24 protein-coding genes are annotated in these 22,371 nt (G+C 64.1%); 14 read left to right on the top strand and 10 right to left on the bottom strand.

Annotated elements, in window-relative coordinates:
- Positions 1–82: 82 nt before the first annotated feature.
- Positions 83–700 (bottom strand): thiamine phosphate synthase, encoded by a 618-nt coding sequence (locus GO499_RS08950; protein WP_161861882.1) that lies wholly within the window; start codon positions 698–700, stop codon positions 83–85.
- A gap of 124 nt (positions 701–824) precedes the next feature.
- Between GO499_RS08950 and ftsY the strand changes: the two genes are divergently transcribed.
- A complete protein-coding gene (gene ftsY / locus GO499_RS08945) occupies positions 825–1,928 on the top strand; it encodes a signal recognition particle-docking protein FtsY (protein ID WP_161861881.1) in 1,104 nt (367 codons plus the stop codon).
- Between the two features lie 5 nt (positions 1,929–1,933).
- Here the strand turns inward: ftsY and GO499_RS08940 are convergent, their stop codons facing one another.
- Positions 1,934–2,407, bottom strand: coding sequence for an MgtC/SapB family protein (locus GO499_RS08940; RefSeq protein ID WP_161861880.1), 474 nt, complete (start codon positions 2,405–2,407; stop codon positions 1,934–1,936).
- A 13-nt stretch (positions 2,408–2,420) separates the two neighbouring features.
- Here GO499_RS08940 and GO499_RS08935 point away from each other — a divergent pair, with 13 nt between their 5' ends.
- From GO499_RS08935 to GO499_RS08920, 4 genes are all read left to right on the top strand, one after another.
- Positions 2,421–3,377: a hypothetical protein gene (locus tag GO499_RS08935; protein WP_161861879.1), complete on the top strand. Its 957-nt coding sequence runs from the start codon at positions 2,421–2,423 to the stop codon at positions 3,375–3,377.
- Complete coding sequence (locus tag GO499_RS08930) at positions 3,374–3,778, top strand: GNAT family N-acetyltransferase (protein WP_161861878.1); 405 nt, start codon at positions 3,374–3,376, stop codon at positions 3,776–3,778. The genes GO499_RS08935 and GO499_RS08930 overlap by 4 nt, the downstream gene beginning before the upstream one ends.
- Positions 3,775–4,695 carry a DMT family transporter gene (locus GO499_RS08925; protein ID WP_161861877.1) on the top strand — a complete coding sequence of 307 codons (921 nt, stop codon included), beginning with the start codon at positions 3,775–3,777 and terminating at the stop codon, positions 4,693–4,695. The genes GO499_RS08930 and GO499_RS08925 overlap by 4 nt, the downstream gene beginning before the upstream one ends.
- Before the next feature lie 157 nt (positions 4,696–4,852).
- On the top strand, positions 4,853–5,464 hold the full coding sequence (locus tag GO499_RS08920) for an inner membrane-spanning protein YciB (protein ID WP_161861876.1): 612 nt from the start codon (positions 4,853–4,855) through the stop codon (positions 5,462–5,464).
- Positions 5,465–5,503: 39 nt separating this feature from the next.
- Here GO499_RS08920 and GO499_RS08915 read toward each other — a convergent pair whose 3' ends face one another.
- The 5 genes from GO499_RS08915 to moaA are packed head-to-tail and all read right to left on the bottom strand — an operon-like array spanning position 5,504 to position 8,896.
- A complete protein-coding gene (locus GO499_RS08915; RefSeq protein WP_284154942.1) occupies positions 5,504–6,043 on the bottom strand; it encodes a DsbE family thiol:disulfide interchange protein in 540 nt (179 codons plus the stop codon).
- Complete coding sequence (ccmD, locus tag GO499_RS08910; RefSeq protein ID WP_348520805.1) at positions 6,036–6,182, bottom strand: heme exporter protein CcmD; 147 nt, start codon at positions 6,180–6,182, stop codon at positions 6,036–6,038. The genes GO499_RS08915 and ccmD overlap by 8 nt, the downstream gene beginning before the upstream one ends.
- Positions 6,182–6,907, bottom strand: coding sequence for a heme ABC transporter permease (locus tag GO499_RS08905; protein ID WP_161861875.1), 726 nt, complete (start codon positions 6,905–6,907; stop codon positions 6,182–6,184). The genes ccmD and GO499_RS08905 overlap by 1 nt, the downstream gene beginning before the upstream one ends.
- A gap of 47 nt (positions 6,908–6,954) precedes the next feature.
- Positions 6,955–7,836 carry a hypothetical protein gene (locus GO499_RS08900; protein ID WP_161861874.1) on the bottom strand — a complete coding sequence of 294 codons (882 nt, stop codon included), beginning with the start codon at positions 7,834–7,836 and terminating at the stop codon, positions 6,955–6,957.
- 46 nt (positions 7,837–7,882) lie between these two features.
- Positions 7,883–8,896: a GTP 3',8-cyclase MoaA gene (moaA, locus tag GO499_RS08895; protein WP_161861873.1), complete on the bottom strand. Its 1,014-nt coding sequence runs from the start codon at positions 8,894–8,896 to the stop codon at positions 7,883–7,885.
- Between the two features lie 103 nt (positions 8,897–8,999).
- Between moaA and GO499_RS08890 the strand changes: the two genes are divergently transcribed.
- From GO499_RS08890 to GO499_RS08875, 4 genes are all read left to right on the top strand, one after another.
- A complete protein-coding gene (locus tag GO499_RS08890; protein WP_284154941.1) occupies positions 9,000–10,622 on the top strand; it encodes an AMP-binding protein in 1,623 nt (540 codons plus the stop codon).
- A gap of 1 nt (position 10,623) precedes the next feature.
- Positions 10,624–11,271, top strand: a complete 648-nt coding sequence (locus GO499_RS08885; RefSeq protein WP_161861872.1) for a YdcF family protein — start codon at positions 10,624–10,626, stop codon at positions 11,269–11,271.
- A 33-nt stretch (positions 11,272–11,304) separates the two neighbouring features.
- Positions 11,305–13,125, top strand: a complete 1,821-nt coding sequence (locus tag GO499_RS08880; RefSeq protein WP_161861871.1) for a cation:proton antiporter — start codon at positions 11,305–11,307, stop codon at positions 13,123–13,125.
- Positions 13,126–13,274: 149 nt separating this feature from the next.
- Positions 13,275–13,610: a hypothetical protein gene (locus GO499_RS08875; RefSeq protein ID WP_161861870.1), complete on the top strand. Its 336-nt coding sequence runs from the start codon at positions 13,275–13,277 to the stop codon at positions 13,608–13,610.
- Positions 13,611–13,754: 144 nt separating this feature from the next.
- Here the strand turns inward: GO499_RS08875 and GO499_RS08870 are convergent, their stop codons facing one another.
- Genes GO499_RS08870 through glmU form a run of 3 tightly spaced genes read right to left on the bottom strand, consistent with a single transcriptional unit; the run spans position 13,755 to position 17,631 of the window.
- On the bottom strand, positions 13,755–14,459 hold the full coding sequence (locus tag GO499_RS08870; protein ID WP_161861869.1) for a DNA alkylation repair protein: 705 nt from the start codon (positions 14,457–14,459) through the stop codon (positions 13,755–13,757).
- On the bottom strand, positions 14,459–16,282 hold the full coding sequence (gene glmS, locus GO499_RS08865) for a glutamine--fructose-6-phosphate transaminase (isomerizing) (RefSeq protein ID WP_161861868.1): 1,824 nt from the start codon (positions 16,280–16,282) through the stop codon (positions 14,459–14,461). The genes GO499_RS08870 and glmS overlap by 1 nt, the downstream gene beginning before the upstream one ends.
- Entirely contained in the window at positions 16,282–17,631 is a 1,350-nt protein-coding gene (glmU, locus tag GO499_RS08860) for a bifunctional UDP-N-acetylglucosamine diphosphorylase/glucosamine-1-phosphate N-acetyltransferase GlmU (protein ID WP_161861867.1), read from the bottom strand. Before glmU ends, glmS begins: the two co-directional genes overlap by 1 nt.
- A 130-nt stretch (positions 17,632–17,761) precedes the next feature.
- Between glmU and GO499_RS08855 the strand changes: the two genes are divergently transcribed.
- From GO499_RS08855 to GO499_RS08835, 5 genes are all read left to right on the top strand, one after another.
- Positions 17,762–18,421 (top strand): HAD hydrolase-like protein, encoded by a 660-nt coding sequence (locus GO499_RS08855; protein WP_161861866.1) that lies wholly within the window; start codon positions 17,762–17,764, stop codon positions 18,419–18,421.
- Positions 18,422–18,642: 221 nt separating this feature from the next.
- A complete protein-coding gene (locus GO499_RS08850) occupies positions 18,643–19,239 on the top strand; it encodes a TRAP transporter small permease subunit (protein ID WP_161861865.1) in 597 nt (198 codons plus the stop codon).
- Positions 19,239–20,564 (top strand): TRAP transporter large permease, encoded by a 1,326-nt coding sequence (locus GO499_RS08845; protein WP_161861864.1) that lies wholly within the window; start codon positions 19,239–19,241, stop codon positions 20,562–20,564. The genes GO499_RS08850 and GO499_RS08845 overlap by 1 nt, the downstream gene beginning before the upstream one ends.
- A gap of 3 nt (positions 20,565–20,567) precedes the next feature.
- Entirely contained in the window at positions 20,568–21,278 is a 711-nt protein-coding gene (locus GO499_RS08840) for a hypothetical protein (protein ID WP_161861863.1), read from the top strand.
- A gap of 52 nt (positions 21,279–21,330) precedes the next feature.
- The gene (locus GO499_RS08835) at positions 21,331–22,368 is read left to right on the top strand and encodes a TRAP transporter substrate-binding protein (protein WP_161861862.1); all 1,038 of its coding nucleotides are present in this window, start codon (positions 21,331–21,333) and stop codon (positions 22,366–22,368) included.
- The last annotated feature ends 3 nt before the right edge of the window (positions 22,369–22,371 follow it).

The raw sequence follows: 22,371 nt of genomic DNA, 5'->3' as shown, positions 1-22,371 counted from the left end.
TCTCATCGCGTCACCGCCATGCCTGCGTCGGAGCCTAAGGCCACCGCCAGCCACCGGTCCACCTGAAACCTGCCGGCGGTGGTCAGAGTTCGGCATAGCCCTTCAGCGCCGCCAGCGCGTCGTCCGTTTCCCAGACTTCCGCCCCCAGCGCGAAGAAATCCACCACCGGTGCCAGGGTCCGCGCCAACTCCGGTGTCAGCCCTCCCTCGGCCACCACCGGCAGTTCGATCATCTCGCTCCACCAGGCGAAGGTTTCGTGCGCCGCCACCTCGCCGTCGCCCAGCATCGGGTCAGCCGTCACCGGACCGAAGGAAATGTAATCCGCCCCGATCTCGCCAGCCGTCATCCCCGCGTGGCGTGAAGAACCACAGAACGCGCCGACCACCGCCTCACTGTCCAGCGCCTTGCGCACTTCGCGTACCTGCCGTGCGCCGTCGCCCAGATGCACTCCGTCCAGTCCCAGCGTCTCCACCAGCTTCCAGTGGGCGTCGATCACCAGCGGAACATCGCGCTTGTGCGCGACTTCGCGCAGCACGTCCGCCGCCCTGGCGATCTCGTCTGCCTCTCTGGTCTCCATCGCCAGCCGCACACAAGCAATCTCCACCCCGTCGAGAACCCGGCCCAGTTCCGCCTCGAACCGCGAGAGTTCGAACCGGGCAGGGGTGATCAGGTATATCTGGGGTCTGTCAGCATCAGCCATTTCGGCACCATTTCCCTTTTGCGCCCTTCTATCCATCGCGTTTCGCCCCGTCCAGCGCCCTTTCCGCCCTTCCAACTGCAGGCGTTGCGTATTAGGTCAGGGTGCAGGACATAAGAGGCGCGCGATGGCATTCTTCCGAAATCTCAAAGAGAAGCTTTTCAAATCCTCGTCGAAGCTGGAGGAAGGCCTCGAAGCCTTGGTGGAAGACGGCGGCGAGGAAGTGGCACCCGCCACACCGCCACGGCCAGACCCCGCACCCACGCCGCAACCGTCGCCGGAGCCGGAGCCCATGCCCAGCCCGGCCCCTGTGCCTCCGCCCGCCGCATCGGAAACCGCAGCGCCCAAACCCGGCGTCCTCGGCCGCATGCTTGGCCGCAACGTCGTCCCGCAGAAGGTCCGCACCCTTGACGACGCCATGCTGGAATCGCTGGAGGAAGTGCTCATAACCGCCGACATGGGCGTCGAAACCTCGCTGAAGGTCGCTGCCAATATGGCCGAGGGCCGCTTCGGTCGGAAACTTGGCCTCGACGAGATCAAGCGCCTGCTCGCCGCCGAGATCACAGCCATTCTCGATCCCGTCGCCCGCCCCATGCCCCTCACACCGAAGCGCCCGCAGGTGGTGCTCGTCGTCGGCGTCAATGGCTCGGGCAAGACCACCACCATCGGCAAGCTCGCCTCGCAGTTCCGCGCCGCCGGCAAGTCTGTCGTCATCGCCGCGGGCGATACGTTCCGCGCCGCCGCGGTGGAGCAGCTACAGGTCTGGGGCGAACGGGCAGGGGTGCCGGTGCTCACCGCGGCGCAGGGTTCCGATCCCGCCTCGCTGGCCTTCGAGGCGATGACCAAGGCCGAGGCGGATGGTGCCGACCTGCTGATGATCGATACCGCCGGTCGGCTCCAGAACCGCGGCGACCTCATGGAGGAGCTGGCCAAGATCGTCCGCGTAATTCGCAAGAAGGACCCGGAGGCGCCGCACAACACCCTGCTGGTGCTCGATGCCACCACCGGCCAGAATGCGCTCGAACAGGTGCGCATCTTCCAGCAGGTCGCTGATGTCACCGGTCTCGTGATGACCAAGCTCGACGGCACTGCCAAGGGTGGCGTGCTCGTGGCCCTGGCCGACAAATTCGGCCTCCCAATTCACGCCATAGGCACCGGCGAGGCCATCGACGATCTCGCCCCCTTCGATCCGCAGGAATTCGCCAACGCCCTAGCTGGGGTCGAGGCGTGAGCGTCTCACTCCTCGCCGATCCCCTTCTTCAGCGGTCGCAGCAGCCGCAAGATCACAACCCCCAACACCGCCGCCATCAGTGCCAGCGTCGCGTTGCCAGTGCCCACTGCCAGCCCGATCGCCCCGGCCAGCCACATGCTCGCCCCGGTCGTCAGCCCCTTGATCGTATCGCCTTTCGTCAGGATCGATCCGGCGGCGAGGAAGGCCACCCCGGCGGTCACCGCCTCGATCAACCGCAGCGGATCGTAGCGCAGCGCCGTCTCGTCACCCGTCGGCAGATCCACCAGCAACAGTGCCACCAGCGCAAACAGGCAGGAGGCGAGGCTGATCATCATGTGGGTGCGCAACCCCGCTGGCCGGTCGTGGCTTTCCCGCTCAAATCCGATGAAACTGCCCAGAAGCATGGCCGTCACCAGCCGGATCGCCGTGACATCCAGCCCGATCGCCGGCTCCCCGGCATACAGCGCCTCCCTCAACATGGTCCCTCCGCATATGTTTCCTGCATTCCTTGAAAACGCCCGCGTTTCCCGATTGTTCCGGCTTCTGGTCGCTACCTGCCTCCTCGCCGGCCCGGCGGCGGCAGAACCGGATTTCCGCTCATGCGAAGAAACCCGCCTCGATCTTGCCGGTTTCATCAGCAACAAATCGGTCGATTTCGGCAGCCCGCTCGTGTTCGAAGACGGCACCTGCATTCAGCGCGATGTCACCGTCGAACTGCGCGATGAACGCCTCCGGTTCACTGCCGACGAGGTGCGGTGGCAGCGTCAGGGCCTCCGGCTCGAAGCAGGCGTTCCGCAATCCGGCAGCCTGAATTTGCAGGCCACCGGCATCCGCACGGGTACACTCTCGGGCAACCGCCTTGTCGACTATCACCAGACGCTCCGCAACGAGAACTTCCCCAGCACGTTTTCACTCGATCTCGCCTATGACGCGGACGCGCAGCGCCTCACCGTCACACGGGCGGAGGCATTGCTGCCCGGCGACAACAGCGTCGCTCTTACCGATCTTGCCATCACGTCGGGTCCGCTCAACGCAGACACTCAGCCGATGATTTTCTTGTCGACACTGAAACTGGAAAATCTTGCCGTTTCAGTGGTTTCGCACGGTTTGTTCGAGAATATTGCGCTGCTCCCGCTCCTCACTGCCCTCGCCGGGCATGATCTGGATCCGGAGGCTGAACTGACCCGTGCCCTGCAACAGGCCGAAACCTTCCTCGCTGCCGTGCCCGCCGATGCCATCCCCGCCGCAAGCCGCAAGGCGCTCGAAAGCCTACTTGCCGACATGCCTACACCCTTCGGCAAACTTATGGTGCGCATCGACGCACCGGCGGGCTTCGGCATGGCCAACCTCGTACCGATGATGCGCAAACCGGGTCCCGAAGCCCTTGCCACTACCCTCGGTGCCGTCGATATCGCCATCCGGTACACGCCGACACGGGGCCCGCAATGAGCGCACTCAGTCTGTCGTGGTCTGCCTCGCCGCCCGATCCCGCCGCCTATTGCGCCCTGCGTGTCGCCTGTGGCCTCAGCCCCCGCACACCGCAGGCGGCCACCGTCGCCTTTGGCGGCTCTCTCCATGCCGTTTTCCTTCATGACGGCAACCGGCTGGTCGGCATGGGCCGCGTCATCGGCGATGGCGGCACCCATGCCGCGCTGGTCGATATCGCCGTCCACCCCGATTACCAGCGCCGGGGCCTTGGGCGGCAGATCGTCACCCGCCTCAATGCATGGTGCGACGGCAACCTGCCACCGCAGACCTTCATTGCCCTCATCGTCAAACCGGCTGCCATGCCGTTCTATCATTCCCTCGGTTTCTCCGACCAGCACGGCATGGGTCGGCGCGTTCCATGAGTCCTGCCGATCTCAACGATTGGGTCCATGCCATCGAGGGGCAACCCGCCGGTCACACCGCCGCCATGGTCCTCGCCCTCGTCTCCGCCGTCGCCCACTCCGTCTTCGGGGCACTCCAGAAATGGCGGTTCGATCCATGGCTGACGCGCGGTGCCATCGACGTCTTCTACGCCTCCATGGCCCTGCCGGTGGCGCTCTTCGTCGTGCCGCTGCCCGAAGCCCATGTCTGGGTCTTTCTCATCGGCGTCTTCCTGATCCACTTCGCCTACAAGTACATCCTTGCCATGGCCTACGAGCGGGCGGCTTACACCGTTGTCTACCCGGTCGTGCGCGGCACCGGGCCTCTGGCCACCGTCGTTGTCGCCGGGCTGGTGTTCTCGGAGCATTTCACCGGCACCCAGTGGCTCGGCGTCCTCCTGCTCTCCGGTGCCATCTTCGGACTTGCCGCGCTCAACTACCGCCGCACCGCCCATGTCGACAGGCAGGTGCTCATCGCCGCTCTCGGTCTTGCCTTCATCACCGGCATTATCGTCGCGGTTTACACCGTCTACGATGCCTATGGCATGCGCATGGTCGAGAACCCCTTCACCTTTCTTGCATGGTTCTTCGTTGTTGACGGGATCGCCTTTCCGTTTCTCGCCTGGCGCCGCTGGCAAAGACTGGAGGAGCGCCCCGATCCCCGCCCGCTTCTCGCCCGTGGGTTCCTCGCCGCACTCATTGCCTATGTCTCCTTCGGCGCAGTCATGCTTGCCACCCGGCTGGACAAGGTCGGCGAGGCCGCGGTGCTGCGCGAAACCTCCACCGTCTTCGCCGCAGTCATTGGCTGGCTGTTCCTCAAGGAAACAGTCGGCTGGGGCCGGGCCGCGCTGATGGCCTGCATCGCCCTCGGCGCCATTGTCGTGGAGTTTGGCGGATAAAAATTTTACCAACCAGTCAGGAACGGGTGGAACGCCCTTGCGAACCCACCATCCGCTCCGTTAACCGGGGCAGGGTCGGCAGGACAGCCATACCGAACCCATACCAAACCCATACCGAAACCATATTTCGGAACAAGCAGCGGTCGAGGCATTAACCATGGTGAAGAAACAGTTGAACCCGATCCTGAAACTGGTGCTGGAGCTCGGACCCGTCGGTATCTACCTGCTCGCCTACAAGCGCTTTCAGGACACGCCGTTAACCGTTGGAGGCACCGAATACGGCGCCGTCGTCGCTGCCACAGCCGTCTTCGTCCCCCTGATGCTGCTCGCCATGGCCATCACCTACGCCCTCACCCGTGAACTGCCCCGCATGGCGGTTTTCACCGCAATTGTCGTCGTGGTATTCGGCGGTCTCACCGTCTGGCTGAACGACGACACCTTCACCAAGATGCGGCCCACGGTGGTCTATTCGCTCTTTGCCTTCGTTCTCGGTGTCGGCCTCTGGGTGCAGAAAAGGTCTTATCTTGAGTACCTTATGGGCCAGATGATTCCGATGACGCAACGGGGCTGGATGATCTTCACCCGCAACTGGGTGTTCTTCTTCATCTTCATGGCCGTGTTCAACGAATTCGTCTGGCGCGTTCTCGGTGAAGAAGCCTGGGTCTGGCTCGACACCTTCGGCCAGATGGCGCTCACCTTCGGCTTTCTCGCCACCCAGTGGCCGCTCCTGTCCCGTCACATGGTGGAGGAAGACGGCGGCGAGGGTTAACGCACCGCCCTCCGGTCACACGCCGTTAACCCGTCGCTGCTACTCTGCCGCTTCCATAGCCGGACGAATGCGGTTCTCCAGCGCCGTCTCGTTCACCGGCCCCGGAAACCGCAGGACCACTTCCCCCGCACCATTCACCACAAACGTCTCCGGCACGCCGTAAAGACCCCACTCGATCCCCGTTCGCCCACTGTCATCGGCACCGACAGCAGAGTATGGGTTTCCCAATTCTTCCAGGAATCCCAGGGCGTTATCGGGCTGGTCCTTGTAGTTCACCCCGATGATCTCCACACCTTCCGCCGCCAGCTCTTCGAGGTAGGGATGCTCGATCCGGCACGGCCCGCACCACGAGGCCCAGAAGTTCACGAGTTTTACACCCGGCGCATTCAGCGCCTCGCGGTCCGCCAGAGGCAGGTCGCCAAGCGTCGTCAGCGCCATCCCCGGCGCCACCTGGCCGATACGGGTCGAGGGCAACTCGTCCGGGTTATCCCGCTGAAATGCCAGCCAGAACAGCCCCCCGAGGCTCAGGAAGATCACCGGCGGCAGCACCAGCAACCAGTTGAACTTCCGCTCAGCCATCACGCCCCTCCATCCGCGCCAGTTCCGCCTTCACCCGCCGGTTCCGCACCACGCTCCATCCTACCAGCGCCGCCAGCATCGCCAGCGAAACCCCATAGGCCAGCAGCACGGCACCGGCATATTCGCCCAGATCCACCATCAGGCCATTTCCCGCGCGTGCAGGGCCGCTACCCGTCGCGCCCGGATCTCGGTACGTGTCCGCAGCAGCACCAAGGCTATGAAAAGGAAGATGAATCCGGCAATCGAAAGCAGCAGCGGAAAGTAGAACACATCGGCGATGTTCTCCTCCTTGTCGAGCGAGAGCGTCGCCCCCTGGTGCAGGCCCTGGTTCCAGAACAGCACCGCGTAGCGGCTGAGCAAAGCGAATACGCTGCCAACCATCGCGAGCATCGCCGTCAGGTCAGCTGCCTTTTCCACGTCCTCCACCGCCTGCCACAGCGCCATGTAGCCGAGGTAGAACACGAACAGGATCAGGAACGACGTCAGCCGCGGATCCCACTCCCACCACGTGCCCCACATCGGCTGGCCCCATACCGCCCCGGTGAACAGCGCCACCAGCGTCATCACAGCGCCCACCGGTGCCGCGGCCTTCGCAGCAAGGGCCGATACATGATGCCGCCGGATGAACCAGATCAGCGACGCCACCAGCATCATGATCCACGCATTGATTGCCATCAACGCGCTGGGAACATGCAAATAGATGATCTTGACCGTCGACCCCTGCTGGTAATCCTCCGGTGTGAAGAAGAACCCCCAGATCAGCCCACAGGCCATGCACGCTGCGGCCGCCACCGATGCCACGCGCAACACCGGCGCAGAGACGCGCATGAACTCGGCTGGATTGGCGTATTTCCACAGTGACATGCAGCCCGATTATCCTGTCTCGCAGCTTGCATCAATGGCCAGCAACGTCACATCCCCGGCACTCGTCGCAAGTGCTGCATCGCCAGCGGCGTGAAATACATCGGGAACTGGTAGAGCGCGACGAACAATGCGAAATTCGGCTCGAAGGGCAGGGCGGCGAGGTAGATCGCGATTGTCCGGTTGCCCATCAGCACACCTGCCGCACCCGCATCCTCCGCTGCCGCGAACCGCAGGAACGCCCCCCGCACCGCGAAATTCACGCCGAGGTTCATGATGGTCGCGAATGCCAGCATCACCAGCCCATGCAGCGGGTCCGCCACCAGCAGGCCGGACACTCCCGCGAACAGCGGGATCACGAACACCAGCATCACCAGCGCGCCGACCCCGTCGAACACCAGCGCTTGAGCAGAGATCCGCTCCGGCCCAACAAATCGCCGGATCAGCACCGCCAGCACCACGCCCCCGAGGATCATCCGCCCCAGCGACAGGGCCAGCGCCATTGGCTCCAGCGCCGCCGTCTCCGGCAGGAAGAACGCCACCGTCAGCGGTCCGAGCAAGGGTGTCAGCAGCGTAGCACTCACCGTCACCTCCACTGCCAACCGCGCGTTGAACCCAAGCAGCAGGCAGAAGCCGGCGCTGGAAGCGATTGGCGGCGTCGCCGCCAGATACACCAGCACGAAGCGATAAGGTTCCGGTAGCAAATGACCGATAAGATTGTAGCAGATCGCCGTCATCGGCATGAACGCCAGTGACACCCCCACAAGAAACAGCATACGCCTCGGCCGCAGGGCGGAGCGTACGGTGCTCTCAAGGTCGATCCGCGCCATCCCCAGGGCCAGCACCAAACTGACGAGCATGGGAAGCGCCGGACGCAGGAAGTCGGAGAGGGCTGGCAGGAACAGCGCCACGATGCAGCCGATTGCCAGCACATAGCGGGCATTGCGCCCGGCGGTTTCCAGCAGGCGCGTCAGTGCCTCAGCCGCCGGTGTGGCTCATGTGACGGGTCATCTCGCCCCCGACCCGCTGGCGCGAGTAATCGAAATCATGGCCCTTCGGCTTGCGGGCGATGGCGGCGCGAATGGCGCCATCCAGCGCTTCGTTGCCCGGTCCGGCCCGCAACACCTTGCGCAGATCGGCTTCGTCTTCCTGCCCGAGGCACATGAATAGCTGGCCCGTACAGGTCAACCGCACCCGGTTGCAGCTTTCGCAGAAATTGTGGGAAAGCGGCGTGATGAAGCCCACGCGCCCACCGGTTTCCTCCACCCGCGAATACCGCGCGGGCCCACCGGTGTTCAGCGGTATGTCCGTCAAAGTATAAGCGGTTTCAAGGTGTTGGCGAACGTCTTTAAGGCTCCAATATTGGTCCAGCCGCAGCCCGTCACCCATGTCCTCGCCCATCGGCATCACCTCGATGAAGGTGATGTCGAAGCCGCGCGCCCCGCACCATTCGACCATGCGGATCGCCTCGTCGTCGTTCTGGCCCTTCAGTGCCACGACGTTCAGCTTCACCTTCAGCCCGGCTTCCACCGCGGCGTCGATCCCGTCCATCACCTGCGCGAACCGGCCCCAGCGCGTGATCGCCTTGAACTTGGCCTCATCCAGCGTATCCAGCGACACGTTTACCCGCTTCACCCCGGCATCCGCCAGCGGCTGCGCGAAGCGCCGCAACTGCGAGCCGTTGGTCGTCAGCGTCAATTCCTCCAATGCGCCGGATGCCAGATGCCGCGACATCGCATCGAAAAACGTCATGATCCCCTTGCGCACAAGGGGCTCGCCGCCGGTGATGCGCAGCTTGCGAATGCCATGCTCCACGAACCGCGTGCACAGCCGGTCCAGTTCCTCAAGGCTCAGCAGGTCGTTCTTCGGCAGGAAGGTCATGTTTTCCGACATGCAGTACACACACCGGAAATCACAGCGGTCCGTCACGGAGACGCGCAGATAGGTGATCGCACGCGCGAACGGGTCGATCAGTTGCGGCAGGTCGGACATTCTCATTCCCCTTTGATCAGACACTATGCACAGCCGCACCCGGTTTCAAGCGATAGACCCGGCCGTCGCGACAGGATAGAGAGGCAGGCAAGTGAGGTGTGTCATGTTGCCAGAGAAATTGCTGGAGCCAGGAAGTTCCTGGACCGCGTTACGCAAAACGTTCCGCTGGCCGGAGTTTTCCCGCTTCAACATCGCCGAAGTCGCCTGCGAGCGTTGGGCGCGAACCGCTCCCGAACGTCGCGCCCTGCGCTACCTGCGCCCTGACGGCGGCATCCGTGATTACAGCTACGTCCAGTTGTCCAGAGCTTCAAATCGCTTTGCCAACGTGCTGAAAGAACACGGGATTTCACGCGGTGATCGGGTTGCTGTTCTGCTGCCGCAAACACCGGAAACCATCCTCACTCACCTTGCCGCCTACAAGATCGGCGCCATCGTCGTACCGCTCTTCACCCTATTCGGCGAAGACGGCTTGCGCTTCCGCCTCTCCCATTCCGGTGCAAAGGCTGTCGTGACGGACAGTGCCAACCTCGAGAAACTGTTCGCCATCAAGGGCGATCTCCCCGAGCTTGAAACGATCTTCTCCATTGATCAGCGAGAGGGCGGCACGGCTGGGTTCTGGCAGGAACTCGGCAAGGCCGCCGACACGCTCGAGATGGCCGACACCCACCCAGACGACCCGGCCTTCATATCCTACACTTCCGGCACCACTGGCCCGCCCAAGGGTGCGCTCCACGCGCATCGCGTGCTGCTTGGCCATCTTCCCGGCGTCGAACTGCCCCACAACTTCCTGCCCCAGCCCGGTGATTGCCTCTGGACGCCCGCCGATTGGGCATGGATGGGCGGTCTCACCAACGTCATGCTGCCCGCACTCACCTACGGCGTGCCGCTCATCGCCCACCGCATGGCCAGATTCGATCCCGAATACGCCTTCTGGATGATGCGCGAACTGGAAGTGCGCAACACTTTCCTGCCGCCGACCGCCCTCAAGCTCATGCGCCAGTCGAACTTGCCGCGCGCCCCGCGCCTGCGCTCCGTCGCGTCCGGGGGCGAGGCACTGGGCGAGGAACTGCTCGGGTGGGGCCGGGCGATCTTCGATCTTACGATCAACGAGTTCTACGGCCAGACGGAATGTAATCTCGTGCTGGCCAACTGCACCGAAATCGCCCCGGCCCGGCCGGGGTCCACCGGCCAGGCTGTGCCCGGCTCCGATGTCGCCATTCTCGGGCAGGACGGCACCCCGCTGCCACCCGGCGAGATCGGCGAAATCGCCGTCCGCCGCGGTGCGCCCGCCATGTTTCTTGAATACTGGAAAGCCCCCGAGAAGACGGCGGAGAAGTTCGCAGGCGAGTGGATGCGCACCGGCGATACCGCCCGCATGGATGCCGACGGCTATGTCTTCTTCTCCGCCCGCGCGGATGATGTCATCACTTCTTCCGGCTACCGCATCGGCCCCACCGAAATCGAGGATTGTCTCACCGCCCATCCCGCTGTTGCCATGGCAGCCGTCATCGGCGTGCCGGATCCGATCCGGACGGAGGCCGTCAAGGCCTTCGTTGTCCTCAACAAGCAGGACGGTTCCCCCGAGCTCGCCGACGCGCTTATCGCCCATGTGCGCAAGCGCATCTCTCCCCATGTCGCCCCGCGCGAAGTCGTCTTCGTCGACAGCCTGCCGATGACGGCCACAGGCAAGATCATGCGCCGGTCGTTGAAGGAAGGAACGCAATAGCATGTTTTCCTTCTTTATTTCCCTGCTCAAGGTTTGCATCTGGCTCACCCTGGGCCTCATTCTCGCGGTCGTCTTCTCGTCTCTGTGGTTCGGCCGCATCGCCGGGGCACTGACGCCCGCCGACGCGATTCTCGTGCTCGGCGCCGGGCTGTCGCAGGACGATCAGCTCGATGCTGCCACCCGGATGCGCGTCGAGGCCGGGGTCGCCCTCTACAAGGCTGAACTCGCGCCGGTGATGGTCATGAGCGGTGGTCCGGCCCGGCCCGGCGGCCCCTCTGCCGCCGATCTCATGGCCGCCATCGCCGAGGCCAAGGGCGTGCCACCTGCTGCCATCCTGCGCGAAGGCCGCTCCACCTCCACGCTGCAGAACGCCATCTTCACCGCTCCCATCCTGCGTCAGGCGGGCATCGTCTCCGTCATCGCCGTCACCGAGGGTTTTCACATGGCCCGCAGCACCGCCAGCCTCCGCTGGGCCGGCGTGCAGGTGCGGGGGGCGCATGTATCCACCATCTTCCGCCCCGGCAGCGCACTGAAGATGATCGTTCGCGAAGCCCTTGCATGGCCTTACAACGCCTTCCGCGTGGCTTTCTGGCACTACGACCAATGGCGCGGCGTCCCGGCGGATGTGCGCGACGCGAAATTGCGCTAGATAGGCCGCAACGGCAGCCGAACGGGGGAAACCATGGAATCTGCACCACTCTTTGCCCTGATCGGCGGGCTCGGCATCGGCTCGCAATGGCTCGCATGGCGGCTGCAGATCCCGGCCATCGTCATGATGCTCTTCGCCGGTGTCCTTGCCGGCCCCGTCTTCGGCCTCGTCGATCCCGAGGCCGCCTTCGGTGATCTCTTCCGCCCCATGGTTTCCATCGCCGTCGCCGTCATCCTGTTCGAGGGCGGCTTGACGCTCAACTTCTCGCAACTCCGCACCACCGGGCTCGCCGTCCGCCGCCTCGTCATCTTCGGCGCGCCGCTCGCCTGGGCATTCTCGACGCTTGCGGCCCGTTACGCCGGCGGCCTGTCGTGGGAAAGCGCCACCGTCCTTGGCGGTATCCTCATTGTAACCGGCCCCACCGTCATCATCCCCCTCCTGCGTCAGGCCCGTCTGGCCCCGCGCCCGGCATCGCTGCTGCGCTGGGAGGCCATCGTCAATGATCCCGTCGGAGCCCTCGCCGCCGTGCTGGCCTTCGAGGTCATCACCGCCGTCTACGGCGCGGGCACACTGGGCGAGGCCGCCAAGCATCTTGCTCTCGGCATCTCCGTTGCCGCCGTCGCCGGCTATGCCGGGGGCTGGGTACTAGCCCAGGGCTTCCGCCGCGGTATGGTGCCCGAGTACATGAAGGTGCCGGTGCTCTTCGGAATGGTCCTCGCCGTCTACGCATCCACCGACAGCCTCCTGCATGAGAGCGGCCTGCTTGCCGTCACCATCATGGGCGTCTACCTCGCCAACGCCCACCTCCCATCGCTGGACGAAATCCGCCGCTTCAAGGAACACGTCACCGTCATCCTCGTCTCCGGGGTCTTCATCCTGCTCGCCGCCAATCTCGATGTCGCCATGATCACCGGCCTCACCTACAAGGCCGCGCTCTTTGTCATCGCCATTGTCTTCGTGGCCCGCCCGCTTGCCGTGTGGTTGTCGCTCTCGGGCACCGGTCTCAGCCGCGAGGAAAAGGTTATCACGGCCTGGATCGGCCCGCGCGGCGTCGTTGCCGTCGCCGTTGCCGGGCTGTTCGGCACAAGGCTGGAACAACTCGGCATCGCCGATGGCGCCCAGCTTGCGCCGCTGGCCTTCGTCCTCGTCACCGCCACCGTCATTCTCCATGGCTTTTCGATCGTTCCGCTGTCCCGCCTCCTGGGCCTGACCTCGACGGAAAAGCCCGGCGTCCTCATCGTCGGCAGTTCGCCATGGGCCGTGCAACTTGGCGAGGCGCTGAAAGCGGCGGAAATCCCGTCGCTGATCGCGGATCGCAACTGGTTCCGCCTCCGTGCCGCCCGCCAGTCCGACATCCGCGTCTATCACGGGGAGATACTCTCCGAAGCGGCGGAGCATACGGTCGATATGAACCGCTACGGCCTGCTGCTGGCAGCCAGCGACAACGACGCCTACAACGCCCTCGTCTGCACCGATTTCGCGCCGGAATTCGGTCGCGGCAACGTCGTCCAGATCGGCCGCCACACCGATGGCGAGAACGAGCGCGATTTGCCGGTCACCCTCGGCGGCCGTTCAATCGGCAAGGGCAAAACCTACGGCGAGATCGAAAGCGCCGTCCGCGATGGCTGGTCGTTCCGCGTTACCGCTCTTTCGGAGGAATACACCCTCAAGACCTATATGGAGGACCGCCCCGAGGCCGATGTCTGGGCCATCGTCCGCAAGTCCGGCAGTCTTGAAATCGTGCGTGGCAAGGAAGAGTTCCGCGCGCAGGCCGGTGACAGCATCATCGCGCTGGTCCCTCAGAAGGCGCGCAAGGAGGAACCGCCAGAGGCTGGCGAGGGGCAGGGGGGCTGAGCGCTCGCTATGACAATGTCAGCAAATCCTGTGGGTCGATCACTGAGATTGCCTATGGATTTGCTCTGCTGAGGCGTGCCAACACAACGACGTTGGCTCTGGGCATCGAATGTGGAGTGGACTTGACGAGGAAGCGGCTGGCCATCTGCATGGGGTTCCTGACAATCGGGGTGCTCGCCGGTTATCTGTTCCTTTTTCCACCAATTCCCTTTCCGCCAGAGATCGGTCGTGGGTTGCCGATCGGCTTTGCCCAGGCAGATTCGGAGTTCAAGCAGCGTGTGGCGAGCCATTTTGCTCTTCCCATTTCCGAAACCGAACTCACCTCCCGCCTGCAAGACCAAGGCTTTACCATTGAGCGAGAAAACCGCTTTGCCGTTTTCGAGAAGGCCCGCTTTCCCTGCACCCTTTTCTGGCGCGTGCACTGGGAAAGCGAAAAGGGAACTGTCGCCAGCATCTATGCGAGATATGGCGGATCTTGCCTATAGGAGGCAGGGTGACCGGAATGTCCGGAAGCTGGGAGGGAGTATCTTGCACGCGGCCTCTCCGGGCGGGTTGCAGGGGCGATATCGCCCGTATTCTGCGGAACGAAGGCAGACGGACGCAATTTGCCGTCATTCCCCTCCGTACCGCTACGCCCCGTCCGGCTTCACCGTCGCCAGTTGCCGCAGCGCTTCGCGCACCGCGAACGGCTTCATCGCGTCGCCATGAGCGTCGATGAAGGCCCGCACGGCATCTGGATCGTGCTTGGATAGTGTCCGCAACCACCACCCCACCGCTTTCTGGATGAACCACTGGTGGTCGGTCGTGTAGTCCGCCGCCCAGCCCAGCACCCGCGTCCGCGCCGCTTGCTCCGCCGCCTTGGGATGCGGCAGTTTCGCCAGAGGCAGCGTCGAGACCAGCGCTGCCCGCTTCGTCCAGAGGTGATCGGCGCCCGTCCACGCCGCGACCTCATCCAGCCGCGCAAGCTCCGACATGATCCGTCGTTCCAGCGCCTTGCTGGCATGGTCGGCAATCGCCCAGCCGTCGAACTCGGGTACCCAGCCGACGAGTTCCCGCCAGACGTCCGCGTCGCCCTCGGGCATCCGTGCCTTCGTCAGCAATTTCGCCGCCGCGATCCGCGCCTCGAAAACCTCGCTGCGCCACAGCGCCCGCGCCTCGTCCAGTACCGCCTGCCAGTTCCGCCCGGCCTTCCAGTCCTTCACCGCAGCGTCGATCACCGGGTTGGCCACCCCCAGCACCTCGCGTGTGGTCTTGTGATAGCGGCGCATTTCCTGCGCCTTGGCGGCATCGCTTCGCGCGGTCAGTGCCGCCAGTATGCCACCGGCCTCGGCCATCACTCCACGGTAACGGATTTGGCCAGGTTGCGCGGCTGGTCTACATCCGTGCCCTTGGTCGTAGCCGTGTGATAGGCCAGCAACTGCGCGGGCAGGGCATAGAGGATCGGCGCCACGAACGGGTCTACCTTCGGCATCCGCAGGCTCTTCCAGATGCCATCGGAGGCGGAGGCAAGCCCCTCCGCGTCGGAGATCAGCAGCACCTTGCCGCCCCGTGCCATCACCTCCTGCATGTTCGAAACAGACTTCTCGAATAACGCATCCGTCGGCGCCATCACCACCACCGGCACAGTCTCGTCGATCAGCGCGATAGGCCCGTGTTTCAACTCGCCGCTCGCGTAGCCTTCGGCATGGATATAGCTGATTTCCTTCAGCTTCAGCGCGCCTTCCAGCGCCAGCGGATACATTGCCCCGCGGCCGAGGAACAGGATGTCACTCGCTTTGGAAAGATCCCAGCAGATGCTGCTGATTTGTGGCTCCAGCGCCAGTGCATCCACCATCGCACCGGGCACCGTGCCCAGTTGCGCCAGCAGTTCCGCCTCGCGGTCGCTGTCGATCTCGCCTCGCTGCCGTGCTGCGAGCAGCGTCACCGCCGCCAGCACGGTCAACTGGCAGGTAAAGGCCTTGGTGGAGGCCACCCCGATCTCCACCCCGGCGAAGATCGGCAGCGCGTGGTCGCTCTCGCGTGCAATCGTGCTGGTCGGCACGTTGATGATCGACAGGATTGTTTCGGCCTTGTCCCGGCAGTAGCGCAGCGCCGCCAGCGTGTCGGCCGTCTCGCCCGACTGGCTGATGAACACCGCCAGCGTGCGCGGGGCGATCGGCGGCTCGCGATAGCGGAACTCCGACGCGACCTCTATTTCCACTGGCAGGCGCGCGACCTGCTCGAACCAGTATTTCGCCACATGCGCCGCCAGGTAGGCGGTGCCGCAGGCAACCATGGTCACCCGGTCGTATCTGGTGAAGTCGAGATCGACACCCGAAATCTCCACCTTCAGCCCGTCCGGTGTGGTGTAGTTGTTCAGCGCATAAGCCATGACGGACGGTTGCTCATGCATTTCCTTGGCCATGAAATGCTTGTGGTTGCCCTTCTCGGCAAAGGAGTTTTCGGCCTGCACATAGCGGATTTCACGCTCCACCGGCGCGCCGTCAGCGTCATAAACCTGCACGCTGGTCCGCGACAGTACCGCAAAATCGCCCTCTTCAAGATAGGAAATCCGGTGCGTCAGCGGTGCCAGCGCCAGCGCGTCGGAACCGACATACATCTCGCCCGTGCCATAACCGATCGCCAGCGGCGATCCGCGCCGCGCCGCGATCATCAGGTCTTCCTCGCCCTCGAACAGGAAGCACAGCGCGAAGGCACCCTCCAGTTGCGCCAGCGTCTCCTTCACCGCGTCCAGCGGCGTCTTGCCGTCACGCAAGCCCATCTCCGTCAGATGCGCAACCGTCTCGGTGTCCGTCTCCGTCTCGAACACCGCGCCCTTTTCCTCCAGCCCTTGCCGCAACGCCCGGAAATTCTCGATGATGCCATTGTGCACCACGGCCACCCGCGCGGTCCTGTGCGGATGCGCGTTCACCACCGTCGCCGCGCCATGGGTGGCCCAGCGGGTATGGCCGATGCCGGACTTGCCGCGAATGGGGTCCTCGACCAGCAGGTCCGACAGGTTGATCAGCTTGCCCGTCGCCCGCCGCCGCCCCAGCGTGCCCTCGTGCAGCGTCGCGATACCGGCGCTGTCATAGCCCCGGTATTCCAGCCGTTTCAGCGCGTCGAGGATGATCGGCGCCACCTCGTGCTCACCCAGTATGCCAACGATCCCGCACATCAGTCTGCCCTCTTCGCCTTCAGCGCCCGCAGCCGCTGCATCATCCGCAGGCCGAGGCCCGTCTTGTTTTCCTGCCTTGCACGCGCCAGCGCCAGATCGCCCGCCGGCACGTCCGTCGTGATCACCGCGCCAGAGCCGATCAGCGCATCCTCGCCCACCGTGACCGGCGCCACCAGCGCCGAGTTGGAGCCAACAAACGCCCGCGCCCCGATCTCCGTGCGATGCTTGAACACGCCGTCGTAATTGCAGGTGATGGTCCCGGCCCCGATGTTCGCGGCCTCGCCGACGCTGGCATCACCGATGTAGGAGAGGTGGTTGACCTTCGCCCCGGCCCCCAGCGTCGCCGCCTTGATCTCCACGAAATTGCCGACCCGCGCGTCCGGCCCCAGTTCCGCCCCGGGCCGCAGCCGCGCGAACGGTCCAACCTTGGCACCGGCGCTCACATGGCAGCCCTCCAGATGACAGAAGGCGTTGATCTCCGCACCCGTCTCCACCGTCACCTCCGGCCCGAATACCACGTTAGGGCCCACCGTCACGTCGCGGCCGATGATCGTGTCATAGGCGAAATAGACGCTCTCGGGCTGGTACAGCGTCACCCCTTCCTCCATCGCCAGCTTGCGGGCCGCGCTCTGAAACACCGCCTCCGCCGCCGCCAGATCCCCGCGGGAGTTGACGCCAAGCGTCTCCTCCTCCTCGCAGATAACCACCCCGGCCTTCATGCCCTTGCCGCGGGCAATGGCGACGATGTCCGGCAGGTAATATTCGCCTGCCGCATTGTCGTTGGTCACGGCGCGCAACAGTTCGAACAGAACGCTGCCGTCTGCACAAACAACCCCGGAATTGCAAAGGTTTATCGCCAGTTGTTCAGGTGTTGCGTCCTTGGCTTCGACGATCTCCATCAACGCCCCGTCTTCAACCATCAGCCGCCCGTAGCGCCCCGGATCACGGGCCTCGAAACCCAGCACCACCACGTCCGTCCCGGCCTGCCGCAGCGCCAGCATGTCCTCCAGTGTCGCCGGTGCGATGAATGGCGTGTCACCGTAGAGCACGATGGCATCGCCCTCGAAATCGGACAGCGCCGCCTCCGCCTGCTGCACCGCATGCGCCGTGCCCAGCTGCTCGGTCTGCTCGACGACGATCGCATCCTCGTTCTGCGCTTCTGCCGACGCCTGAACCTCCGCGCCGCCGTGGCCGACGACGACCAGCGTCCGCTCCGCCGCGATCAGTTCACCCGCCCGCATCGCGTGCCACAACAGCGGCACCCCGGCCAGCTTGTGCAGCACCTTCGGCAGGTCGGAGCGCATTCGCGTGCCCTTGCCAGCCGCCAGAATGATAATCGCCGTACCCATACCCTGCCTCCGGTTTTTCGCCCTCTTACCAGCCCCCGGGCCGGGCCGCAAAGCTCTACTCGATCAGAAATGGTTTCAACTCGTGTCAAGGATATGGCAAGGGGGCGGCGGGCATCACAAGGGCAGGCACATGCGCGCAGCGATCTTCGATCTCGACGGAACCCTCGCGGACACCTCCGCCGACCTGTTGGCCGCCGCCAACGCCTGCTTTCCGCAGACGTGCCTCACCATGGCCGAGGACAGGGCGCTGGCCTTTCAGGGCGGCCGCGCCATGCTGCGCGTGGCACTCGAACGGCAGGGCCGGGCGTGGACGGAGGAGACGGTGGCGGAACTCTACCCGCGCCTGCTCGAACACTACGAACGCCACATCGCCCGCGATACACGCCTCTTTCCCGGCGTCGAAGCGGCGCTGGACAGGCTCGCCCTCGCTGGCTGGGGCCTCGGGGTCTGTACTCTGAAGCCCGAGGGGCTGGCCGACCTGCTGCTGCGCAAGCTCGGCGTCCGCGACCGTTTCGCCACCCTCACCGGCCAGGACAGCCTGCCCTACAAGAAGCCCGATCCCCGTCACCTGCTCGACACCATCGCCGGGGCAGGGGGCGTACCCGCCCATTCCGTGCTGATCGGCGATTCCCAGACAGACCGTGATACCGCCGCCAACGCCGATGTCGCCTGCATTCTCGTCACCTTCCGGCCGGACGGCCTCGATGTCGGCGCCATGAACGCCGCCGGCCTGCTCGATCACTTCGACGATCTGCCGGCCCTGCTGGACGGCCTGATCGCGCGGCCCTGACGGCACCTGCCTTTCCGACGGGCGGATCGCCGCAATTGGCGGCCCTGTACGCACTTCCCTGCCGCTTTGGCCTTGACAGATATTTAACCCCGGTAGCAACTGTGCCCCGTGTCTGACTTGCATCCATCTGTTGCCGTTCATGTTTTCCCGGTTTCCGCACGGCGCAAATCGCGCCTCCGGCCATTGCCGTTGAACCCGGCCTGCAAGAAGGCAAGCCAGCGATGATCGCCGCGATGAAGGCCTATATCCGCTGGACGGATACATTCAATCACATCACCGGCCGCATCATGATGTACGGCATCTTCGTGATGATGGGCATCCTGCTCTGGTCCTCGATTTCCAAGACCTTCTTCGTGCCGACGCTCTGGACGCTGGAGATGGCCCAGTTCGCCATGGTCGCCTACTACATGCTCGGCGGTCCCTATGCGATGCAGATGGGCTCCAACGTCCGGATGGATCTGTTCTACGGGGATTGGTCGCTGCGCCGGAAGGCATGGGTCGATGCGTTCACCATCTTCTTCCTGATCTTTTATCTCGTGATCCTGCTCTGGGGCGGCATCAGTTCCACGGCCTATTCCCTCGGCCATTTTCAGGGAGAGCCGTTCACCTTCTTTGCCAACATCGTCGGTGCTTTCTTCACCGGCGGTCCGACGGCAGTGGGTGAGGTCACGGGCCACATGGAAACCGGCACCAGCGCGTGGCGACCCTACATCTGGCCGATCAAGCTTATCATGTGCATGGGCATCTTCTTGATGCTGCTGCAAGCCTTCTCGGAGTTCTTCAAGGACGTGCTCCGCATCAGGGAAGAACCGTTCTGATGCCTTACGAGATGATCGCGATCCTCATGTTCTCGTCGATGATGCTGATGCTGCTCACCGGCCAGCGCGTCTTCGGTGCCATCGGTTTCGTCGCCGTCGTCGCCGCGCTGCTGCTCTGGGGCGACAGGGGTGGTTACGATCTCGGCTTCGCCGCTGCCATCAAATTGATGAAGTGGTATCCGCTGCTCACCCTGCCGATGTTCATCTTCATGGGCTACGTGCTGTCGGAATCCAAGATCGCGGATGATCTCTACAAGATGTTCCACGTCTGGATGGGCGGCCTCTCCGGCGGTTTGGCCATCGGCACCATCGGCCTCATGGTGCTGATCTCGGCGATGAACGGCCTCTCCGTTGCCGGCATGGCCATCGGCGCCACCATCGCTCTGCCGGAACTGCTGAAACGCGGCTATGACAAGCTGATGGTCACCGGCGTCATCCAGGCCGGGTCGTCGCTCGGCATTCTCGTTCCGCCGTCCGTTGTCCTCGTCCTCTACGCCATGATCGCCCGTCAGCCAGTTGGCCAGCTCTGGCTCGCCGGCGTGCTGCCCGGCCTGATGATGGCCGCGATGTTCATTATCTACATTGTTGTCCGCTGCCGCATCTCGCCCGAACTCGGCCCGGCCCTGCCGAAGGAGGAGCGGGACGTGCCGTGGCCGGAGAAGCTGCGCCTCCTGCGCGCCGGCCTCCTGCCACTGGTCATCTTCGCGGTGATGATGGTGCCCTTCGTCAACGGCTGGACATCACTGGTCGAAAGCTCCGCCCTCGGGGCCATCGCCGCCTTCCTCGCCGCCGTCTTCAAGGGCCGGATGACGCGCGAGGTGTTCGAGACCTCGGTGCGCAACACCCTTGGCATCTCGTGCATGTTCATGTGGATCATTCTCGCAGCACTTGCCTTCGGTGCGGTGTTCGACGGCCTCGGCGCGGTGAAGGCCATAGAGGATCTGTTCACCGATCGCCTCGGCCTGTCGCCCTGGGTCATCCTGATCCTGATGCAGCTCAGCTTCATCCTGATGGGCACGTTTCTCGACGACACGGCCATGCTGGTCATCGTCGCCCCGCTTTATGTCCCGCTCGTCGGCGCACTCGGGTTTGATCTTGTCTGGTACGGTGTTCTCTATACCATCACCTGCCAGATCGCCTACATGACCCCGCCTTTCGGCTACAATCTGTTCCTGATGCGCGCCATGGCCCCGCCGGAGATCACGATCCGGGACATCTATCGCTCGATCATCCCCTTCGTGCTGGTGATGGTCGGCGCACTGGCCCTGGTGATGATCTTCCCCCAGATCGCGCTCTGGCTGCCAAACTACGTCTACGGAAAGTAATTCATGGGACTCGATATCAACGTTCTGGCACGGCCCAAGGAAGGCCACGAAGCCGAATACGAAGACCTCTGGCGGCGCTACCACATCGCCTCCGGCGCGATCAAACCACCGGCGGACGAGCGCGGCTTTCTCCAGAAACTGCTCTCACCGCGCAAACGCGAGAACGCGCCGAAACTGATCGAACGTTTCCAGCAGATATCGCTGCCCAATTTCGTCACCATAGCAGCCCCCGTCGTCGGCCAGGACACCGAGGCCGATGAGTGGGCGCGACAGCGTTTCCGCGATGGTCACCTCAAGCCGGAAATCACATCGGAGGAAGAGGCACTCGCCGCCTTCGAAGGCTACGCCGCGATGGAGGCTATGGCCGATTGCGACGGTTTCCCGCACTATTCCAATGCCGGCCAGTACGAGGGCGTCGACCGCACATCGTTCCGCGGTCAGTTTTTCGATGACGTCGCCGATATCGTCGGTCAAGATCTCTTCAATCAGGCGTGGGAGCCGATGCTCGCCCCCGCCTTCGCCGCATGGGGCGCCGCGCTCCGGCAGGAGGCCGACGCCTTCGCTGCCGCCAACAACGTGGAGCATGTGCTCGGCGTCAAGGAACTCGATGCCGCCGTGGAAGGCCCCGAACGGCAGGCGCACATCATCGACCAGGCAGCCCGCTGGGCCGCCTTCTGGTCCTCCCGCCAGCACGGCAGCGAACCCTATTTCTGAACCCTACAAGAGCGAAGCCATTCGCCACCACAACCAGCAAGGAGAAGTGAACATGACCAACAGACGCAGTTTCCTCAGGGGCGCGGCCCTCGCCGCCCCGGCGGCCCTCGCCAGCCCGGCCATCGTCAGGGCGCAGGACACCATCAAGTGGCGCTTCCAGACCTACGCGGGCGCCGCGCTGGGTGAGCATGTGACCAAGCCGATCATCGACTACATCAACTCCGCCGCCAACGGCGAACTGGAAATCGAGCTTTTCTACGCCGACCAGATCGTGCCGACAGGGGAGCTTTTCCAGGCTATGCAGCGTGGCACCATCGACGGCGTCCATTCAGACGACGACAGCATGGCTTCGCCCACGCCGCTTCGCCAGTTCGGCGGCTACTTCCCCTTCGCCACCAAGCACATCCTCGACGTGCCGGTGCTGTTCAACCAGTATGGCCTCGCCGAGATCTGGGACGCGGAGTACGAGAAGGTCGGCGTCAAGTGGCTCTCCGCCGCCGGTCAGGACCCGTGCAACTTCAACACCAAGAAGGAAATCAACTCGCTCGCCGATCTCGACGGTCTGAAGCTCTACACCTTCCCCACCGCCGGCCGCTTCCTCGCCCAGTTCGGCGTCGTGCCGGTAAACATCCCCTACGAGGACGCGGAAGTCGCGGTCCAGACGGGCGAGCTTGACGGGATGGCATGGTCCGGCATCACCGAGGATTATACCGTCGGATGGGCCGAGGTGACGGACTACTTCCTCACCAACAACATCTCGGGCGCCTGGATCGGTTCGTTCTTCGTCAACCAGCAGCGCTGGGCCGACCTGCCGGATCACCTCAAGGATCTCGTGATGTCCGCCATCGAGGCCGGCCACACCTACCGCAACCAGTGGTACTGGGGCGGCGAGGCACGGCTCCGCGCCACCGGCGACAAGCTGGAACTGCGCACCGTTCCCGCCGACGAATGGGCACAGGTGGAGGAAGCCGCCGTCAACTTCTGGGACGAGATCGCCGAGGAAGGCGAACTTCAGTCCAAGATCGTAAGCATCTTCCGCGAGTACAACTCCACCATCAACAAGGCCGGCCCCCCGTACACCAACGGCTGAGGC

Origin of the sequence: Algicella marina, assembly GCF_009931615.1 — a bacterium.
Classification (GTDB): Bacteria; Pseudomonadota; Alphaproteobacteria; order Rhodobacterales; family Rhodobacteraceae; genus Algicella; species Algicella marina.
This window is presented reverse-complemented; position numbering and strand designations above follow the sequence as displayed.

Excerpts from the sequence above, each read along its gene's own strand:
- GO499_RS08950 (WP_161861882.1), bottom strand. The coding sequence starts at position 700 with ATGGCTGATGCTGACAGACCCCAGATATACCTGATCACCCCTGCCCGG.
- ftsY (WP_161861881.1), top strand. The coding sequence starts at position 825 with ATGGCATTCTTCCGAAATCTCAAAGAGAAGCTTTTCAAATCCTCGTCG.
- GO499_RS08940 (WP_161861880.1), bottom strand. The coding sequence starts at position 2,407 with ATGTTGAGGGAGGCGCTGTATGCCGGGGAGCCGGCGATCGGGCTGGAT.
- GO499_RS08935 (WP_161861879.1), top strand. The coding sequence starts at position 2,421 with ATGTTTCCTGCATTCCTTGAAAACGCCCGCGTTTCCCGATTGTTCCGG.
- GO499_RS08930 (WP_161861878.1), top strand. The coding sequence starts at position 3,374 with ATGAGCGCACTCAGTCTGTCGTGGTCTGCCTCGCCGCCCGATCCCGCC.
- GO499_RS08925 (WP_161861877.1), top strand. The coding sequence starts at position 3,775 with ATGAGTCCTGCCGATCTCAACGATTGGGTCCATGCCATCGAGGGGCAA.
- GO499_RS08920 (WP_161861876.1), top strand. The coding sequence starts at position 4,853 with ATGGTGAAGAAACAGTTGAACCCGATCCTGAAACTGGTGCTGGAGCTC.
- GO499_RS08915 (WP_284154942.1), bottom strand. The coding sequence starts at position 6,043 with ATGGCTGAGCGGAAGTTCAACTGGTTGCTGGTGCTGCCGCCGGTGATC.
- ccmD (WP_348520805.1), bottom strand. The coding sequence starts at position 6,182 with ATGGTGGATCTGGGCGAATATGCCGGTGCCGTGCTGCTGGCCTATGGG.
- GO499_RS08905 (WP_161861875.1), bottom strand. The coding sequence starts at position 6,907 with ATGTCACTGTGGAAATACGCCAATCCAGCCGAGTTCATGCGCGTCTCT.
- moaA (WP_161861873.1), bottom strand. The coding sequence starts at position 8,896 with ATGTCCGACCTGCCGCAACTGATCGACCCGTTCGCGCGTGCGATCACC.
- GO499_RS08890 (WP_284154941.1), top strand. The coding sequence starts at position 9,000 with ATGTTGCCAGAGAAATTGCTGGAGCCAGGAAGTTCCTGGACCGCGTTA.
- GO499_RS08885 (WP_161861872.1), top strand. The coding sequence starts at position 10,624 with ATGTTTTCCTTCTTTATTTCCCTGCTCAAGGTTTGCATCTGGCTCACC.
- GO499_RS08880 (WP_161861871.1), top strand. The coding sequence starts at position 11,305 with ATGGAATCTGCACCACTCTTTGCCCTGATCGGCGGGCTCGGCATCGGC.
- GO499_RS08875 (WP_161861870.1), top strand. The coding sequence starts at position 13,275 with ATGGGGTTCCTGACAATCGGGGTGCTCGCCGGTTATCTGTTCCTTTTT.
- GO499_RS08870 (WP_161861869.1), bottom strand. The coding sequence starts at position 14,459 with ATGGCCGAGGCCGGTGGCATACTGGCGGCACTGACCGCGCGAAGCGAT.
- glmS (WP_161861868.1), bottom strand. The coding sequence starts at position 16,282 with ATGTGCGGGATCGTTGGCATACTGGGTGAGCACGAGGTGGCGCCGATC.
- glmU (WP_161861867.1), bottom strand. The coding sequence starts at position 17,631 with ATGGGTACGGCGATTATCATTCTGGCGGCTGGCAAGGGCACGCGAATG.
- GO499_RS08855 (WP_161861866.1), top strand. The coding sequence starts at position 17,762 with ATGCGCGCAGCGATCTTCGATCTCGACGGAACCCTCGCGGACACCTCC.
- GO499_RS08850 (WP_161861865.1), top strand. The coding sequence starts at position 18,643 with ATGATCGCCGCGATGAAGGCCTATATCCGCTGGACGGATACATTCAAT.
- GO499_RS08845 (WP_161861864.1), top strand. The coding sequence starts at position 19,239 with ATGCCTTACGAGATGATCGCGATCCTCATGTTCTCGTCGATGATGCTG.
- GO499_RS08840 (WP_161861863.1), top strand. The coding sequence starts at position 20,568 with ATGGGACTCGATATCAACGTTCTGGCACGGCCCAAGGAAGGCCACGAA.
- GO499_RS08835 (WP_161861862.1), top strand. The coding sequence starts at position 21,331 with ATGACCAACAGACGCAGTTTCCTCAGGGGCGCGGCCCTCGCCGCCCCG.